General features: G+C 33.2%; 18 protein-coding genes. 11 read left to right on the top strand and 7 right to left on the bottom strand.

The features are described from left to right. Window positions 1-44: 44 nt before the first annotated feature. The 9 genes from GIY83_RS07570 to GIY83_RS07530 all read left to right on the top strand — a co-directional run bounded on the left by GIY83_RS07570 (window position 45) and on the right by GIY83_RS07530 (window position 9,405). Window positions 45-1,676: a hypothetical protein gene (locus tag GIY83_RS07570; RefSeq protein ID WP_208686127.1), complete on the top strand. Its 1,632-nt coding sequence runs from the start codon at window positions 45-47 to the stop codon at window positions 1,674-1,676. A gap of 206 nt (window positions 1,677-1,882) precedes the next feature. Further along, the gene (locus tag GIY83_RS07565) at window positions 1,883-4,414 is read left to right on the top strand and encodes a PIG-L family deacetylase (RefSeq protein ID WP_208686125.1); all 2,532 of its coding nucleotides are present in this window, start codon (window positions 1,883-1,885) and stop codon (window positions 4,412-4,414) included. Between the two features lie 122 nt (window positions 4,415-4,536). Continuing rightward, complete coding sequence (locus GIY83_RS07560) at window positions 4,537-6,273, top strand: sodium:solute symporter (protein ID WP_208686123.1); 1,737 nt, start codon at window positions 4,537-4,539, stop codon at window positions 6,271-6,273. A 10-nt stretch (window positions 6,274-6,283) separates the two neighbouring features. Next, entirely contained in the window at window positions 6,284-6,643 is a 360-nt protein-coding gene (locus tag GIY83_RS07555) for a hypothetical protein (RefSeq protein WP_208686121.1), read from the top strand. Between the two features lie 249 nt (window positions 6,644-6,892). Further along, on the top strand, window positions 6,893-7,168 hold the full coding sequence (locus GIY83_RS07550) for a hypothetical protein (RefSeq protein ID WP_208686119.1): 276 nt from the start codon (window positions 6,893-6,895) through the stop codon (window positions 7,166-7,168). Then, window positions 7,153-7,470 carry a hypothetical protein gene (locus GIY83_RS07545; RefSeq protein ID WP_194618186.1) on the top strand — a complete coding sequence of 106 codons (318 nt, stop codon included), beginning with the start codon at window positions 7,153-7,155 and terminating at the stop codon, window positions 7,468-7,470. Before GIY83_RS07550 ends, GIY83_RS07545 begins: the two co-directional genes overlap by 16 nt. A 57-nt stretch (window positions 7,471-7,527) precedes the next feature. Then, the gene (locus GIY83_RS07540; protein ID WP_208686117.1) at window positions 7,528-8,010 is read left to right on the top strand and encodes a hypothetical protein; all 483 of its coding nucleotides are present in this window, start codon (window positions 7,528-7,530) and stop codon (window positions 8,008-8,010) included. 81 nt (window positions 8,011-8,091) lie between these two features. Next, window positions 8,092-8,700, top strand: coding sequence for a hypothetical protein (locus tag GIY83_RS07535; RefSeq protein ID WP_194618183.1), 609 nt, complete (start codon window positions 8,092-8,094; stop codon window positions 8,698-8,700). 75 nt (window positions 8,701-8,775) lie between these two features. After that, window positions 8,776-9,405, top strand: a complete 630-nt coding sequence (locus GIY83_RS07530; RefSeq protein WP_194618182.1) for an MCP four helix bundle domain-containing protein — start codon at window positions 8,776-8,778, stop codon at window positions 9,403-9,405. 6 nt (window positions 9,406-9,411) lie between these two features. Here the strand turns inward: GIY83_RS07530 and GIY83_RS07525 are convergent, their stop codons facing one another. From GIY83_RS07525 to GIY83_RS07495, 7 genes are all read right to left on the bottom strand, one after another. Then, the gene (locus GIY83_RS07525) at window positions 9,412-9,825 is read right to left on the bottom strand and encodes a nuclear transport factor 2 family protein (RefSeq protein WP_194618181.1); all 414 of its coding nucleotides are present in this window, start codon (window positions 9,823-9,825) and stop codon (window positions 9,412-9,414) included. Window positions 9,826-9,827: 2 nt separating this feature from the next. Next, the gene (locus GIY83_RS07520; protein WP_194618180.1) at window positions 9,828-10,352 is read right to left on the bottom strand and encodes a TetR/AcrR family transcriptional regulator; all 525 of its coding nucleotides are present in this window, start codon (window positions 10,350-10,352) and stop codon (window positions 9,828-9,830) included. 308 nt (window positions 10,353-10,660) lie between these two features. Then, entirely contained in the window at window positions 10,661-11,503 is an 843-nt protein-coding gene (locus GIY83_RS07515; RefSeq protein WP_194618179.1) for a DUF2911 domain-containing protein, read from the bottom strand. A 71-nt stretch (window positions 11,504-11,574) separates the two neighbouring features. Beyond that, window positions 11,575-12,237 (bottom strand): HAD family phosphatase, encoded by a 663-nt coding sequence (locus GIY83_RS07510; RefSeq protein ID WP_194618178.1) that lies wholly within the window; start codon window positions 12,235-12,237, stop codon window positions 11,575-11,577. Between the two features lie 159 nt (window positions 12,238-12,396). Next, window positions 12,397-13,113 (bottom strand): ThiF family adenylyltransferase, encoded by a 717-nt coding sequence (locus GIY83_RS07505; RefSeq protein ID WP_194618177.1) that lies wholly within the window; start codon window positions 13,111-13,113, stop codon window positions 12,397-12,399. Between the two features lie 155 nt (window positions 13,114-13,268). Beyond that, window positions 13,269-13,925: a TatD family hydrolase gene (locus tag GIY83_RS07500; protein ID WP_194618176.1), complete on the bottom strand. Its 657-nt coding sequence runs from the start codon at window positions 13,923-13,925 to the stop codon at window positions 13,269-13,271. Continuing rightward, window positions 13,925-14,524 (bottom strand): DUF1684 domain-containing protein, encoded by a 600-nt coding sequence (locus GIY83_RS07495; RefSeq protein ID WP_194618175.1) that lies wholly within the window; start codon window positions 14,522-14,524, stop codon window positions 13,925-13,927. The genes GIY83_RS07500 and GIY83_RS07495 overlap by 1 nt, the downstream gene beginning before the upstream one ends. Before the next feature lie 97 nt (window positions 14,525-14,621). Here GIY83_RS07495 and GIY83_RS07490 point away from each other — a divergent pair, with 97 nt between their 5' ends. Beyond that, complete coding sequence (locus GIY83_RS07490) at window positions 14,622-15,839, top strand: MFS transporter (RefSeq protein ID WP_208686115.1); 1,218 nt, start codon at window positions 14,622-14,624, stop codon at window positions 15,837-15,839. 147 nt (window positions 15,840-15,986) lie between these two features. Next, window positions 15,987-16,355, top strand: a complete 369-nt coding sequence (locus tag GIY83_RS07485; protein WP_208686113.1) for a BlaI/MecI/CopY family transcriptional regulator — start codon at window positions 15,987-15,989, stop codon at window positions 16,353-16,355. Window positions 16,356-16,357 lie beyond the last annotated feature (2 nt).

Below are 16,357 nucleotides of genomic sequence, written 5' to 3'. Positions count from 1 at the left end.
TTTTTATGGCGTATATTTGCAAAAAATTTAATTTAAAGAATACCATGAGAAAAGGAGTTTATTTATTTTCATTTATAGCAATGTCGCTTTTTACATTTTGTACAAGCAATGATGACTCAAATATTGACAATCAGGCAAAAGATAATGCTATCGAAATCAATAACGATATTACCTCTTTAAGTAAAAGACTGGATTATACAAATTCTGGAGTACTTTCTATCACGGGTCTTTCAGCTGGAAAATTTGCAAAAAGTGCTGAATCATCAACAAACAGTTTACCATTAGTACAAATTGCAGAAGTAAATCCGCCAACAGACAGCAACGGAAAAACTTTACAGGCAAATCATGTTGCCGTAAACGGAAACTATGCTTATGTAGCATATACAATGAGCGGAGAAGTTTATTCAGGAGCTATTGATGTTATTGATGTTACTGATCCTTATAAACCTAAACTAATTACATCGGCATTAATTGCCAATACTGATATTACATCCCTAACCTACTCAAACGGAAATTTGATTATTGCCGCAGCAACTGATATTGATAAAAATGCTGCAGTAACAAATCCTTCAATTGTAATTACAATGCAATTGAGTTCTGGAATGCTTACAGATAAATATACGATTACAAATCTTGAAGGAAAAGTTACTACTGATGTTGCATCAAACTCAAATTCATATTTTGCTACAACAGGAGATCAGGGAAGTTTATTTAAAATAAATAGTTCGACCAAAGCAGTAACTGCAAAAGCGACCCTGGAAGATTTACGTTCTATAGCAATTAGCGGAGACAAAATTGTTACTTTAAGCGGTACAAAGGGCGTGAATATTTACAATGAATCTACTCTTGCATTGCAAAAAAGCTTTACAACATCTACAGATGTTAGCGGAGCAAAAAGAACAATGGATCTTGATGGTACAAAACTTTTAGTATCTGAAGGATACAATGGTTTAGGAGTTTATGATATCAATAGCGGCTCTAAATTACAGACTATTGCACTGGCTGTTGGTGGTGAGGAAAATGTAACCAATGCAGTTTCTGTAAATGATGGTTACGCATTTGTTGCCAATGGTGCAGCGGGTTTAAACGTTTACAAAACCGGTTTTCAATTGAATTTATTAGGAACAGTAAATATTGTAGGTTCATCAAACTATGTAAAATCAAGTGGTGATTTTATTTATGTGGCAAGCGGAAAAGGCGGTTTGAAAATCATCAAGATGGAAAAACCAAATACTGTTTTTGCTGGATGTTCAGACTACAGTGTATATAATCAGGGGCAAAATTTGATCTTAAATTCAAATGAAATAAAATCATACTCAGGTTCTACAGCAATCAGTTCTGCTATGGTGAATTCTGGTGCGATACTAACACATTGTGGTTCAATTACAGTTCAAAATGGTTTGACTTTAAACAGTGGAGGAACTTTTAATATGAGAGGAACTTTGGCACAAGGAAAATACCAACAACAAAATCCAACTGAGTTAATCATAAACAGTAACGCTGTATTGCAAATTGAAGGAACGGTTGTAATCTGGGGGGACTTAAGATTAAATAGCGGTGCAAAAATTAACTTTATAGGAAATGATTCGTCTATTACCATTTACGGAAAAGTGACTAAAAACAGTAATGTATCCATTACAGGAACTTATAAAGACACAGAAAACAAATTGAAATAATTGTTTCGGTATTGTTTTAGAATAACGATGATATAAGTTTATATATTAATTCTCTTAAAAGCTGTTAGATTTGATCTGACAGCTTTTTTTTTGAATCAATTTTCTTAAAAAAGGAAATCAATAACCAAACATTAACATTTCATTTAAATACTGTTCAAAAATATAATTAGTATTTTTGAAGCTATTTCAAACCATTTAACTACGCTATGCGAAAAATTCAGATTCAAATTCTTTTTATTTTTTTAACAGGGATTTCCATTTCTTTTGCACAACAACCACAAAAACCAAGTTCTGTCGAAATTTACAATCAAATCAAAAAACTGAATTTTTTAGGTTCTGTTTTGTATTTGGCTGCCCATCCTGACGACGAAAATACCCGCTTAATTTCATATATGGCAAATGAAATGAATGCCAGAACCGGTTATTTGTCTTTAACACGCGGTGATGGAGGTCAGAATTTAATTGGACCGCAATTGCGTGAATTATTAGGCGTTATTAGAACTCAGGAATTAATCGAAGCCAGAAAAATAGATGGCGGTGAGCAGTTTTTCTCACGAGCAAATGATTTTGGCTATTCAAAAAATCCTACTGAAACTTTAGAAATTTGGGACAAAGATAAAGTACTGGCTGATGTAGTATGGACCATTAGAAAATTTCAACCAGACGTCATCATCAATAGATTTGATCATCGCTCTCCTGGTACGACCCACGGACATCATACATCGTCGGCAATATTGAGCGTTGAAAGTTTTAAGCTTACAAACGACCCGAAAATATATCCGGAACAATTAAAATATGTAAAACCATGGCAGGTAAAACGTCAGTTTTTTAATCCGTCTTGGTGGTTTTATGGCAGTCAGGAAAAATTTGACGCCGCTAATAAATCAAAATTTACCAAATTAGAAACAGGAGTTTATTATAACGGAATAGGGAAATCGAATCAGGAAATTGCTGCTTTGAGCCGAAGCCGACACCAATCGCAAGGTTTTGGAAGCACTGGTGCAAGAGGTCAGGAAATGGAATATTTAGAACTTATAAACGGTGATAATCCAAAAGATCGTGACAATTTATTTGATGGGATCGACACTTCATGGAATCGTGTTAAAAACGGAAAACCAGTTGGTGATTTGATTACCACCATTATTGCAAAATATGATTTCAGTAATCCGTCAGCCAGTATTCCGGATTTGGTTAAAGCCTACAAAATGATCGAAGCTTTAGAAGATGATCATTGGAAATCTTTAAAATCTGCAGCCATAAAAAATATAATTGCATCTTGTTCAGGATTATATCTTGAAGCTGTTGCCAGCGAGCAGGAAGCAACTCCGGGAAGTACCATTAGATTAAGCCTTGAAGCTATTAACAGATCTCCTGTAGATATGCAATTGGTTAGCGTAACTTCTTTACCGGATAATAAAAGCACTGCTCAAAATATAGTATTAAATAACAATAACGATCAAAAATTAAATTTACAAATTCAGCTTCCTAACAATATCGAATACACTCAGCCCTACTGGTTAAAAGAAAAAGCAACTGTAGGAATGTACACGGTTTCGAATCAGGAAAATATTGGTATTCCGGATATTATCAGACAGGTGAAAGTAGTTTTTAATGTTAAAATAACTGGTATTGAAATTCCGTTTGAACGTACTGTTGTTTACAAATATAACGATGGTGTAAAAGGCGAAATGTATAATTTCCTTGATATCGTTCCTGAAGTTACTACTTCAGTTTTAGAAAAAGTTCTAATTTTTGGATCTGTAAAAAGCAAAATAATTCCTGTAAAAGTACGTGCAGGAAAAGACGGAATTAAAGGAAAACTACAACTGGAATTGCCTAAAAGCTGGAATGTTTCTCCAAAAGAAATTGCTTTTAGTCTGGATAAAAAAGGAAACGAACAGATATTTTATTTTGAAGTAACACCACCTGTAAACCCGGAGCAAGCTGTTGCAAAAAGCATTGCTACTGTTGATAATAAACGTTTTGACAAAGATCTGACTATTATTGATTACAGCCACATTACCAAGCAAATGGTTTTGAAACCAGCTGAATCAAAATGCATTCGAATTGACTTAAAAACAAACGGTGATGCTATTGCCTATATTATGGGTGCAGGCGACGAAGTTCCTGAAAGTCTGGCTCAAATGGGGTATAAGGTTACGATTATTAAACCCGAAGAAATCACACCCGAAAAGCTGGATTCGTTTAATGTCGTTATTACCGGAGTTCGTGCATATAATACTGTCAATGCTTTGGCCAACAAACAAAACATACTTTTCAATTTTGTAAAAAGCGGTAAAAACATGATCGTACAATACAATACGTATGGCAAAACCGTAACCGATCAGATTGCACCGTATCCGTTAAAAATTTCAAACGATCGTGTGACCGAAGAAAATGCTAAAGTGACTTTTCTGGCGCCTAATCACCCTATTTTGAATACACCCAACAAAATCAATTCAAAGGATTTCGAAGGTTGGACACAAGAACAAGGTTTGTATTATCCGGATCAATATGATCCTGCCTTCACTCCTATTATATCATCGCATGACAAAGGCGAATCTCCTAAAAACGGCGCGTTACTGGTAGCGCCTTACGGAAAAGGATACTATATTTACACCGGTCTGAGCTTTTTTAGAGAATTACCCGAAGGTGTTGCCGGAGCGTATAGATTGCTATCGAACATGATTTCGCTAAAACAGCCTGTAGAAGCTCCTAAACAAGAAATAAAGAAATAAACATTCAAAATATGGAAGCTAAAAAAACTAAAAAATGGAAAAAAAGCTACACCTATGTTTTGGTGGCCAATGCTATTTACATTGTGATTTTTTTCTTAATCATGCAATTATACTCATAACCTATGCAACTATTTGATTGGATCGTACTTATCGTCACGCTTTTATTTATTGTTGGGTACGGCTCCTGGAAAACCAGAGGAAGTAAAACCGTCGAGGATTTTATTCTGGGCAACAACGAAACTCCCTGGTATACCGTTGGATTATCAGTTATGGCAACACAGGCCAGCGCTATTACCTTTTTATCGACTCCGGGACAGGCATATCATGACGGAATGGGTTTTGTGCAATTCTATTTTGGATTGCCAATTGCCATGATCGTAATTTGCGTCACTTTTATTCCGTTATATCATAAAAATAAAGTCTTTACGGCTTATGAATTTCTTGAGAAACGATTTGACCTTAAAACACGATCATTAGCTGCTATTTTATTTTTGGTTCAGAGAGGTTTAGGAACCGGACTGACTATCTATGCTCCTGCCATTATTTTGTCGGCACTTTTGGGTTGGAATTTGACTTTAATGAATATTATTATAGGTGTTCTGGTAATCATTTATACATTCTCAGGCGGAACAAAAGCGGTAAACGTAACACAGAAACAGCAAATGTTTGTGATTATGTCGGGAATGTTTATTACATTTTTCCTGATTTTACATTACCTGCCAAACGATATGACTTTTACAAGCGCATTGCATATTGCGGGTGCTAATGACAAAATGAATATTGTTGATTTTTCTTTTAATCCGGAAGAAAAATATACTTTCTGGAGCGGAATCACGGGTGGTTTTTTCCTTGCCCTCGCCTATTTTGGAACTGATCAGTCTCAGGTTGGACGTTATTTATCCGGAAAATCAGTTCGCGAAAGCCAGATGGGATTAATCATGAACGGACTTCTTAAAGTGCCGATGCAATTTTTTATTCTGTTGACCGGAGTTATGGTTTTTGTGTTTTTTCAGTTCAATCCTGTTCCATTGAATTTTAATCCGAATAATAAAATTGTCATTGAAAAATCAGCTTATAAAGAAGAGTATCATGCTTTAGAGAAAAAATTAGTCACCCTTTCAGAAGATAAAAAGGTAATTAATTTATTGTACATCGACCAGTTGAACCAGGATTTTGATAACCCTATTTTACGAAAAGAACTGGTAACTTTATCTAACAAGGAAAAAGATTTGCGTGATCGTGCCAAAGAAATAATTTCAAGAGCCGATCCTGCCAGTGAAACCAACGACAAGGATTATGTGTTTTTCCATTTTATCCTCAATTATTTACCTAAAGGACTTATTGGTTTATTATTGGCCGTAATTCTTTCGGCGGCAATGTCATCAACGGCTTCGGGATTAAATGCTCTGGCTTCTACAACAGCAATTGATATTTATAAACGAAATTTAAGAACCGTAAAATCTGAAAAGCATTATCTAAACGCAACCAAATTTTTCACCTTATTCTGGGGTGTTGTTGCCATATTATTTGCCTGTGTGGGAACTTTGTTCGAGAATTTAATTCAGTTGGTTAATATCATTGGTTCTATTTTCTACGGAACCGTTTTAGGAATCTTTTTAGTTGGATTCTATCTGCGTCGTGTAAAGGCAAAAGCGATGTTTATTAGTGCTATCATTAGCCAGATAACCATCTTTGTTATCTATTATTTTATGATTGCCATACATCCAAGCGGTCAGGAAAAATTAGGCTATTTATGGCTGAATTTTATTGGAGCTATTTTGACTATAATATTAGCACTGTTTATGCAGATTGCTTTTTTTAGAGGAGAAAAAGAATCTGATAGTGTGGTTTTGGAGTAATTAGAGAATAATGACAGCACTTTTTAAACGTAGAATATTTTATCAAAATAAATTATCCTTTTTGGGTCTAGGAACAATTTTGATAGGTATATATATTTTCGCTCCAATTGCAATAACACATATAAGTATGCTAATTCCTCTTGAAGGAACTATTAAGGCAACAAACTACTCAGAGGGTATCAGTACAAGTAAAGATAAATATGGACATGAAACTTATGGTAGATTTTCAACTTTAGTTTTCTCTCTTAATGAATTTAACAAATCCTTTATTCTATCTGGAGGTTCTGCCAATCCCTTATATAATGGATATACTGAAAATGATAAAATAGAATCCTATTTAAAGGTTCAGATAAAGTTGTTGTATGGATAAAAAGATGGGACAAGAATCAAGTTGAGCCCGAAGTTTTTAGAATCGATATCGACGGAAGAACAGAGTTCAATTTTGAAACTAACCGATCAAGAGCTCAAGAATTATTATTTATTTTACTCATTTTTGGTTGTTTATGTATTTATTTGGGTAATAAAATTGAACAATCTAAGGCAAAATAAAGTTAGCGCTCATCTTTTTTTGAAAGTGGTTAGATAAAAATAAATAGTTAATTCTGATTTAAATATATTCATGACACAACAAGAATTTTTATTTCATTTGCAAGGAGCCAGTTTGGTTTCCCTGAAATTTGCAGAGCGTTATGTCAAGGATAAATTAACTACTGATTTCAAATACAATATAATTTTTACTCCACCCAATATTTACGGAAATGTTGATCAATTTGATTTTTATCCTGAAGATGAGGGAATTATAAAGTTAAATTTTTGGCTTAAAAAAAGGCAATTTACTTCAATTATAGATTTTACAAGAATTAAAGCAAAATTAAATTCATGGAAAAAAAGATAACAACAGACAGAAGGATTTTATTTACTTCTGCCATTATTGGAGTTTTACTTTCTTTTCCTTTAACCGGATTTATTTATGGATTTTCTATCTGCAAAGATTGTGGAGAAGGAATAGGCGGAATATTCGGCAGAATACTTATTGGTTTCGTTGAAGCGATTCTAACTACAATTACATTAGGTCCTCCCTGGGATAATGAAGGCGGAACAATAAGTACCAATCTTAGGTTTTATGTTTTTCTGACTGCTTTAATTATTACTTTGATTCTTTTTTTAATTCGAAAAAGAAACCAGAAAAAGTATTAAAATATAATATAAATCAAGAGTTGAAGCTTCTCCTTTTTAGAATTAAATTTTAAGACCATGATTGCAAAATTTCTATCCTTGCTATTATTAATTTTAAGCTTTCAGGCCAAAAGTCAAAATGCGGATGAGAGTATAAAAATTGAAGATAATTCGATTTCGGCTCAGCTTTACACAAAATGTTTTGAGAATCTGAATCAAGGTTCTAAGGTTTTAGAAAAATATACTGCTTTTAAAAATGTGAAACTTTGTTCTCTTGCATATTGTATGATGCTTTTGGCATACCAGGATAAAGAAATACAACAAATGGGCAAAAACCGCTTGATAGGAATTGCGACACAACTCTATCACGAAAAAACTCCAGTTATATTAATTATGGGAATGGACAGTTCTATCGAAGCCCAAAAGAGAAACCAAAACCTCGATGATGACGATCACATCGTTTATATCAGCTATGGAGAATGCACAAATCCGGTATTTCTAAGTAAAGCCGCTGAAATTGTAAACAAGCAAACCAGAACATTAGTCTATCAAAACAGATAATAATTTTCTTTGCAATTCATCTATTGGATATTTATAATAAAAAAGTACTATTTTAGTATTCGCCAAAACAAAACTATATAAATGAAATATTCAGAGGAAATACAAAAATTACTTCCGCTAGGTTACCTTTACCTTGTAATATTAGGAATACTTAAGGAGAGTATTTTTAACTACCAACTAGGAATAAACATTCTGAAATACTCAACTATTATGGATATCTTAATTAGTCCAATTGCAGAGTTCACTTCAAACCCAATAACATTGGTTTTTATAGTTTCGCTTTTTGTATTTCATTATTATTTGCCAAAAATATACCTCAGGAACAAAGACAATAAGACGCTTCAGAAAATATTTGAATTGAAAACTACAGAAGAATTATCAGAAGAGGAAATTAATAAATATCACATTTTTGCTTCTTTTAAAATGTTTGCTTTGATATTATTATCATTTTTTGTTGGAACAGGAGTTGCGGGTGGTTACATGACTATGCACAGTATAAAAGAGAATAAATTAAAATACAATAATATACTAAACTACAATAGCGGCGAATCTGAACAAATTTTCCTCATTAACTCCAATAGTATTTATTATTTTTATGTTCAAAAAGGAAATAAATCTATCAAAATTGCGCCAATTGGTGCCATAAAAAATATAGAGAAAGGCTTAAACATTGAAATTCTTTCGAAATAAAGGTTTAAATCTAAAGATTATATTTCCTTAAAAAACTGATAATCAGTTTATAAAATCAATTTAAAACGCATCATCATGAAGGATTTAAAAAAATATAGCAATAAAACAAAGGCTGCTTTTATTTTACTTATTGTGATGCTGATCATTTTGTTGGGAAATTTTAATACACTGCAAAATTCAAAAAATGTAAACGAGAATATTAATGCGATTTATAACGACCGATTGGTGGTGGCGCATTATATTTTTCAGTATTCTAAAGAACTTCATTTTATAAAAGCCGAGGCGGAAAAGCTTGATTTAAGCGATAATACTAAAAAAAATGAGATCATTCATACCTTAGACGTGATTCATAATATTGATGATTTGTATGCGAAAACCGTTTTGACGAATAAAGAAAAACAGTATTTTGATACCTTCTTGATTTCATGTAAAGAAATAAACAAGCAGGTTGCAAGCAAAAATTGGAGTAAAATTGCAAGTCTGAGCCATGATGCATTATTGACTTTAGAATCATTATCGAATATTCAGATTCAGGAAGGAAAGGCTAAATTGGCCAGTGCGAATGCTATGTATAGTAAAAACAATAGCCTTGGGCAGCTGCAAATTGCTTTGCTAATTATTTTAGGCGGCATCACTTTTTATCTTTTAATTGTAAAGAAAATCAAGCGCAGCATTAAAATTCCTGAACCGCCAAGTATGAACTAACTAATTTTATTTCAGCTTTCTGTCTTCTTCCTTAATCGCAAGATCGTTTATACTGGCGAACCTTTTTTGCATAAGACCATTTGCATCAAATTCCCAATTTTCATTTCCGTACGCTCTGAACCAGTCTCCCTGAAGATTTTGATATTCATATTCAAATCGAACAGCTATTCGGTTTTCACTATGTGCCCAATATTCTTTTTTTAGTTTATAGTTTTGTTCTTTTTGCCATTTTTTAGTTAGAAAAACTACTATTTCTTCCCTCCCGTTTACAAATTGGTCTCTGTTTCTCCATTCGCTGTCTATTGTATACGCTTTCGAAACTCTTTCGGGATCCTGACTGTTCCAGGCGTCTTCGGCCAACTGGATTTTTTGTATTGCTGTTTCATATGTGAAAGGTGGCAACGGTAGTTTTTGTTCCATTTTTATGAAATTAGGGTTTGAATGATTTTTTTTGATTGTTCTATCAATTGATTCGATTTGAATAACTGGCTTTCGATAATACAGCTTTCAAAAAGTAAATAAGTATGATCTGCGATAAGATTATCTCCTAAAATAGCTTTAAAATAGTGACGTAAATCTGTTTTATGGCTTTGAATTACGTTGAGAATCTTTACATTATCTGAAGGGATTTCAGATAGAATATTAAGAAAACTACAGCCTCTAAAATTCTCTTTCTGATTCATATCTATCAAAAAGTCAAAAGAAGCCAGAACTTTTGATTTCGTATCTTTTTGGGTCAAAGTGAAGTTTTCTAATGCATTGAACCAAAAAGAATGACGCTCATTTAAAAAAGCCACGCACAAATCTTCTTTTGATTTAAAGTGCTGATAAAAACTCGCTTTCGCTACTTTGGCTGCTTCTATAATCTGATTAATACCCGTAGCATTATATCCCTGCTTGTGGAATAAAACTGAGACTGTATCTAAAATTCTTTCTTTTGGTAACATTTGATAATCGTTCTAAGATATGCAAATGTAAATAATTATTTTCTAAAAACAGACAAGTCTGTCTGTTTATTTTTTTTTTATATTTCATAACACAAACTTGTCATCTCGACGTAAGGAGAAATCACACTATGAATTCTGCATAGTAAATCGCAAATCTTTGTCGAGTTTCGAGTTTGATCTCTACTTACGTCGAGATGACAAAAAAATGAAATTCAATAAAAACAAAAATTCCAAATTCCAATATTTAATTGGAATTTGGAATTTTATTTAAAATCTACCAGTTGGAATTTAATAATTCAAAAAAAATATTATCTGCTCCACTCTGTGATACTATCTTTATTTAATTTTACGTAATCCTGGTTGTTTGCAGCTTCAGCAGCGGCAAGAGAAGCTTTTGCAGTTTCAACCGCACCTTTTTTGTCTCCTTGTTTTGCCTGGATTTGTGATTTTAATCTTAAGATAAAATATGGTTTTTCAGCACTCATATCTAATGATTTATCGATATAAGTTCTTGCTGTCTCGATGTTTCCGTTTGATTGAAACAAATAAGTTGCAGCAGCAAAATAATCATTAGCTGATGGTCCGTTTAGCGCTTTTTCGATACTTGCTGTAGCGATTTTAGCTGTTGGAACTTCGAATTTTAAAGCTACATGAGAGTTTTCCCAAGCCATATCAAGATATCCGAAGTTTGGATCTAAACCATTAATACCAATCGTAAATGTCTCAAGTGGAGTTGGTAAAGCATCTTCTTTTACAGTAGTTCTTAAAGCCACATAAGCATCGTTCCAGTTTTCAGGTAATCCCCAGTTGTCTGTAGAAAGATAAAAAATCACTTCCCAGCTTTCGATTTTAGGAATGGTATAAATTGCATATTTTCCTTTTTTCAATGTTTTACCATCGATCACTACATCATCACTAAAATTAATGATTGTATTTTCGTTAGCTCCGGTTCTCCATAATTTACCAAACGGAACTAAATTCCCGAAAACCGCTCTGCCTCTCGCGCCCGGCCTTGAGTAGGTAACTTCAACATCAGTTAATCCAACTGTTTGTTTGATATACCCTTTAGGGCTCGCTTGTGGTGTTTTTATTTGCGCCTCTGTAGCAAAAGGAGCCAAAATTATGGCTAATGCAATAAGTATTTTTTTCATTGTTTGAGTTTATTTTGTTTTGTTCAAATTTACAAATTCAATTACCGAACAAATGTTAAATTTTCTATAATTCAGCATTTTAACTGTGATATTTTTTGAGCATTTAATTCGCTGAAATCATTGATAATACTATCTGCATCTGATAAATCCTGCAGTTTAGAATGATGGCTGTTGTATCCCACACAGTAGATTCCGGCCGCTTTTGCTGCTTTTACACCATTTGTGCTGTCTTCAATAATAATACATTCTTCTTTTGGTGCTTTTGACAACGAAGCCGCATGAATAAATATTGCCGGATTTGGTTTTGATTGAGGAAAATCTTCCCCGCTAACAATATCCGTAAAATACTGATGCAGATTGAATCTCGTAAAAACACGATCAATCGTAACTTTTGAAGCCGATGAAGCCAGAATCAACTGTTTTCCGCTGGTATATAAATCTTTAATAAGATCTTCTACACCTTCTAAAAGATACAAATCTTCTTTGGTATCAAAAGCATCATTAAATATACTTCTTTTTCTTTGGATTAAATCTTCAACTTCGTGCTCAATAGTTGGAAAAAATCCTTTTAGCGTCTGAAACGTATTTCTAGTCGAAAATCCGGTAAACGAAGTGTACATTTCCTCGGTTACTGTAATATTTAATTCTGAGAATTGTTTGTAGTAGGCATAACGATGAACGGGTTCAGTGTCTACAATTACACCATCCATATCAAAAATTACTGTTTTTATCATTTTTTTTAGGTTCAAAGGTTGTGAGCAACAAAGGTTCAAAGTTTTGTTGTTTCAGGTTTCTCTGCTTACGATAACTTTGTCAAAGTTTTAAACTTTGACAAAGTTTACTTCGTTGCTGAACTTGAAACGTGAAACCTGAAGCATTTTTAAAACAAATTTTTACTCTTTCTTAAGCAAATGCCTGATCACGGTTTCGGCTACATATAGACCAAATAAACCCGGCATATAGCTGTTGGTTCCGTAGAATGACTTTTTAAAGTTTTTTCCGTCGGTTAATTTTAAGCTTTTTTCGTCTTGAATTTCAGAGGAGAAAACCACTTTTAGTTTGTTTATTTTTTCTGCTTTCAGGCGTTTTCTGATGGCTTTAGAAAAATAGCAGTTAATGGTTTTAGAAATATCAGTAACTTTTACTTTAGAAGCTAACATTTTTCCACCGGCGCCCATACTGCTAATGATTTTAACCCTTTTGCGTTTCGATGCAATAATAAGGTTTAATTTTGGCGTAATACTGTCTATACAATCCAATACATAATCAAACTCTGGAGATACGATCTCAAACGCTCTTTCCGGAGATAAAAACTCCTGCACGCGGGTAAGTTTCAATTCAGGATTAATATCCATTAAACGATCTCCTACGATTGTAATTTTAGGCTGACCAACAGTTGAATGCAAAGCTGGTAATTGTCTGTTGATGTTTGTAATATCGACTACATCTCCGTCTACAATTGTCATACTTCCTACTCCCGCTCTTGCCAAAAACTCAGCCGCAAATGATCCAACTCCGCCTAAACCCACTACCAAAACATTGGAGTTTTGTAAATTTTGTAATCCCTCTTTTGTAAATAAAAGCTCGGCTCTTTCTGTCCACTCTGCCATATATCTTCTTTTGTTATTTTTTATTTGTTTTAATAATTTGTTCCAAGTTTAATTCCCCGGCTTTTAAAAGCCCAATCATTAATCTTGCTTCTTTCTCTATTATCTTTCTCTATTATCTTTCTCTATATTCTATTCTCTATATTCCATTCTCTTTCCTATACTTTCCCCTTCACAAACACAGCTGCAAAATTACTTGAGATAACCTCTTGTAATTCATTAATTGTTATATTTTTATATTCTGATGCCAGATCATAGACTTGCTTAATACTTTCTTCAACTGTATCTGTTTCAAGAAAAAAACGATCGTTTGGGGTATTCTGAAATACCGTTTTTAAATCCGGATTTTTTAATAAATATTTCCCAAATGAAAGATAAAACCCTGCCGTAATTAACTGATTGGCGATTTGACTATTTTTAGAAAAACCATGAATAATCATTGGCACTGAAATTTTCATTTTCTTTTTAATGCCAATCACTTCCTGAAAAGCGGCAACACAATGTATTACCACCGGCTTTTTATATTGTTCGGCCAAAGCCAGTTGTTTTTCAAAAACTATAATTTGCTGTTCCAACGGAATTTCAATTCGTTTGTCTAAACCACATTCGCCAATGGCCAGGCAATTTTGTGTCTGTAGTTTTTCCTCAATAATTCTGAGGTCTCCATCAATTTGATCTTCCTTAATATACCACGGGTGAATGCCTATAGAATAAAACGGAATCGAGTCATCAAATTCATTTGGATATTGATTGACCAACTCCAATATATTCGGTTGATTCGTAAACTGATGAGTATGAAAATTAAAGAATTCCATTAATGAAATGTTTTAACGCCAGCTTTTATTTCGACATTCAAATCATTTTCTAGAGGAACAAGCGGACAAGAATATTTATGATTATAAGCACAATACGGATTATAAGCCTGATTAAAATCAACAGCAATTGTATTTCCTTTCGGGATTTTCAGGTCGATATACCTTCCTCCTATATAACTTTCTTTTCCGGAAGTTAAATCTGAAAAAGGCAGAAACAAATGATCTTTATATTCTTTAGTTTTCGAAAGTTCTATATTTCTATATACATTCAGCTTAAGTGCAACGCCATCTATAGTAAAATATAAAGTTCCATATTTAATGTACTTTGGTGTTCTGGTTCCTGTAGTTTTCATTTCGAAAACTTTTTCATTTTGTGCTTTTTCGAATTTCGCGTTCACAAAATATTTACTGTTTATAGGATAAAAATCTAAAGTTTTAAAAGTCTTTAAATCTTCTTCCATCAACGGACTTGTTTTAGGATCAGCATATTCACTATTAATGGTCTTGTGAAATTTTTCAGCTTCTTTTTGATCGAATTTATTTTGTCCAAAACAAAAATTCATCATCAGTAATACTAAGAAAGCAATAACATTTTTCATCTTTGAAATTTTGAGCAAAAATAGTTTAAAAGTAACAAAGCAGCAACCTGTGATCCCTACAAAGTTTTGTAACTTTGTTGCAAATAACTTATTTATAATGCTCAAGACCGCTTTTAGTCACTACATCAATAATTTTAAAGGATTCTCAAGAGAAATTTGGATACTTACAATTGTCACTTTTATCAATCGTGCCGGAACGATGGTTCTTCCCTTTTTATCCAAATATTTAAAAGAAGATCTTCAATTTACTTATAATCAAGTGGGTTGGATTATGGTGGCTTTTGGTTTAGGATCGATGTTAGGATCGTGGTTGGGCGGAAAATTATCTGATAAAATTGGTTTTTACCGCATCATGATTTTTAGTTTATTTACCAGTGGGGTTTCACTTTTCTTTATACAATATGTTACAACTTTCTGGACATTGTGCATTGCCATGTTTGTCTTAATGACCATTGCAGATATGTTTCGTCCAGCAATGTTTGTTTCGCTTGGTGCTTATGCCAAACCTGAAAACAGAACAAGAGCTTTGACTTTAGTGCGTCTTGCGGTAAATTTAGGTTTTGCTGCCGGTCCTGCTTTAGGTGGTTTGATTATTATGGGAATTGGATATTCAGGTTTGTTCTGGGTTGATGGGGCTTCATGTATTATTTCGATTTCTATTTTTGCTTTATTGGTTAAGGAAAAGAAAAAAACGGTTCATGAAGATAAAACCGAAAGTGCTGCCGAAATAAAATCGGTTTTTCATGATAAAATCTTTTGGGTCTTCTTGTTTGTGAGTTTTGTAACGGCTATGATTTTCTTCCAGCTTTTTACCACTTTACCTTTATACCATAATGAGAAATTTGGTTTAAGCGAATTTCAAACCGGATTATTAATGACCTTAAACGGATTGCTGATCTTTGCTCTTGAAATGCCAACGGTTGGTTTTATGGAAAGAAAAGGATTTCCTAAAATCAGGATTATTATTCTTGGATCATTTATAATGTCGCTGAGTTTCTTTTTATTATTGATAAATGTTTGGGCAGGAATTCTTGTTATTAGTATGATTTGTATTTCGATTGGAGAAATTTTGACTTTTCCGTTTTCGAATGCTTTCGCACTGAGTCGTGCTCCACGTGGTCAGGAAGGCCGTTATATGGCATTATATACTATGAGTTTTAGTTTGGCGCATATTATTAGCTCTAAAGTTGGATTTGAAATCATCTCCCGATTAGGTTATCAAATCAATTGGTTCTTCATGGCTTGTATTGGAGTTATTGCAACGCTTTGTTGTTTATGGATTAAGAAGGCATTGCACAAAGAGAAAGTTCTCTGAATATTTTCTCTGCAGGTACTCATCTGGCGATTTTACCCCCGTTTTCATGCTCTCAACTCTATCCAAACGTATTTTTTAGTTAAATAACTATTTTTATAGTTGCGTAACTAAAAAAATAGTTGTAGGTTTGAATTAAAATTAGAAAACATGCAAAAGTTAACCAACAAGGAAGAGGAAATCATGCAAATTTTATGGAAACTTAAAAAAGCATTCGTAAAAGAAATACAGGCAGAGATAACTCAAGATCAACCACATTACAACACACTTTCTACGATTGTGCGCAATCTTGAAGAAAAAGGTTTTGCGGGTCATAATGCATTTGGAAATACGCACCAGTATTATCCAATAGTTACTTTAGAAGCGTATAGCAAAAAGTATATGAAGACTGCGATCGACAACTATTTTAATAGTTCGTATAAAAATATGGTTTCATTTTTTGCTAAAGAAGAGAAAATTTCAGCAGCCGAATTACGTGAAATCTTAGCCATGATTGAAAATCCAAAAGAAGAAAAATAATT

Origin of the sequence: Flavobacterium sp. SLB02 (genome assembly GCF_009664855.1) — a bacterium.
In the GTDB taxonomy this organism is placed as follows: domain Bacteria; phylum Bacteroidota; class Bacteroidia; order Flavobacteriales; family Flavobacteriaceae; genus Flavobacterium.
The sequence above is the reverse complement of the archived record's forward strand: the minus strand, read 5'-3'. Positions and strand labels throughout refer to the sequence as shown.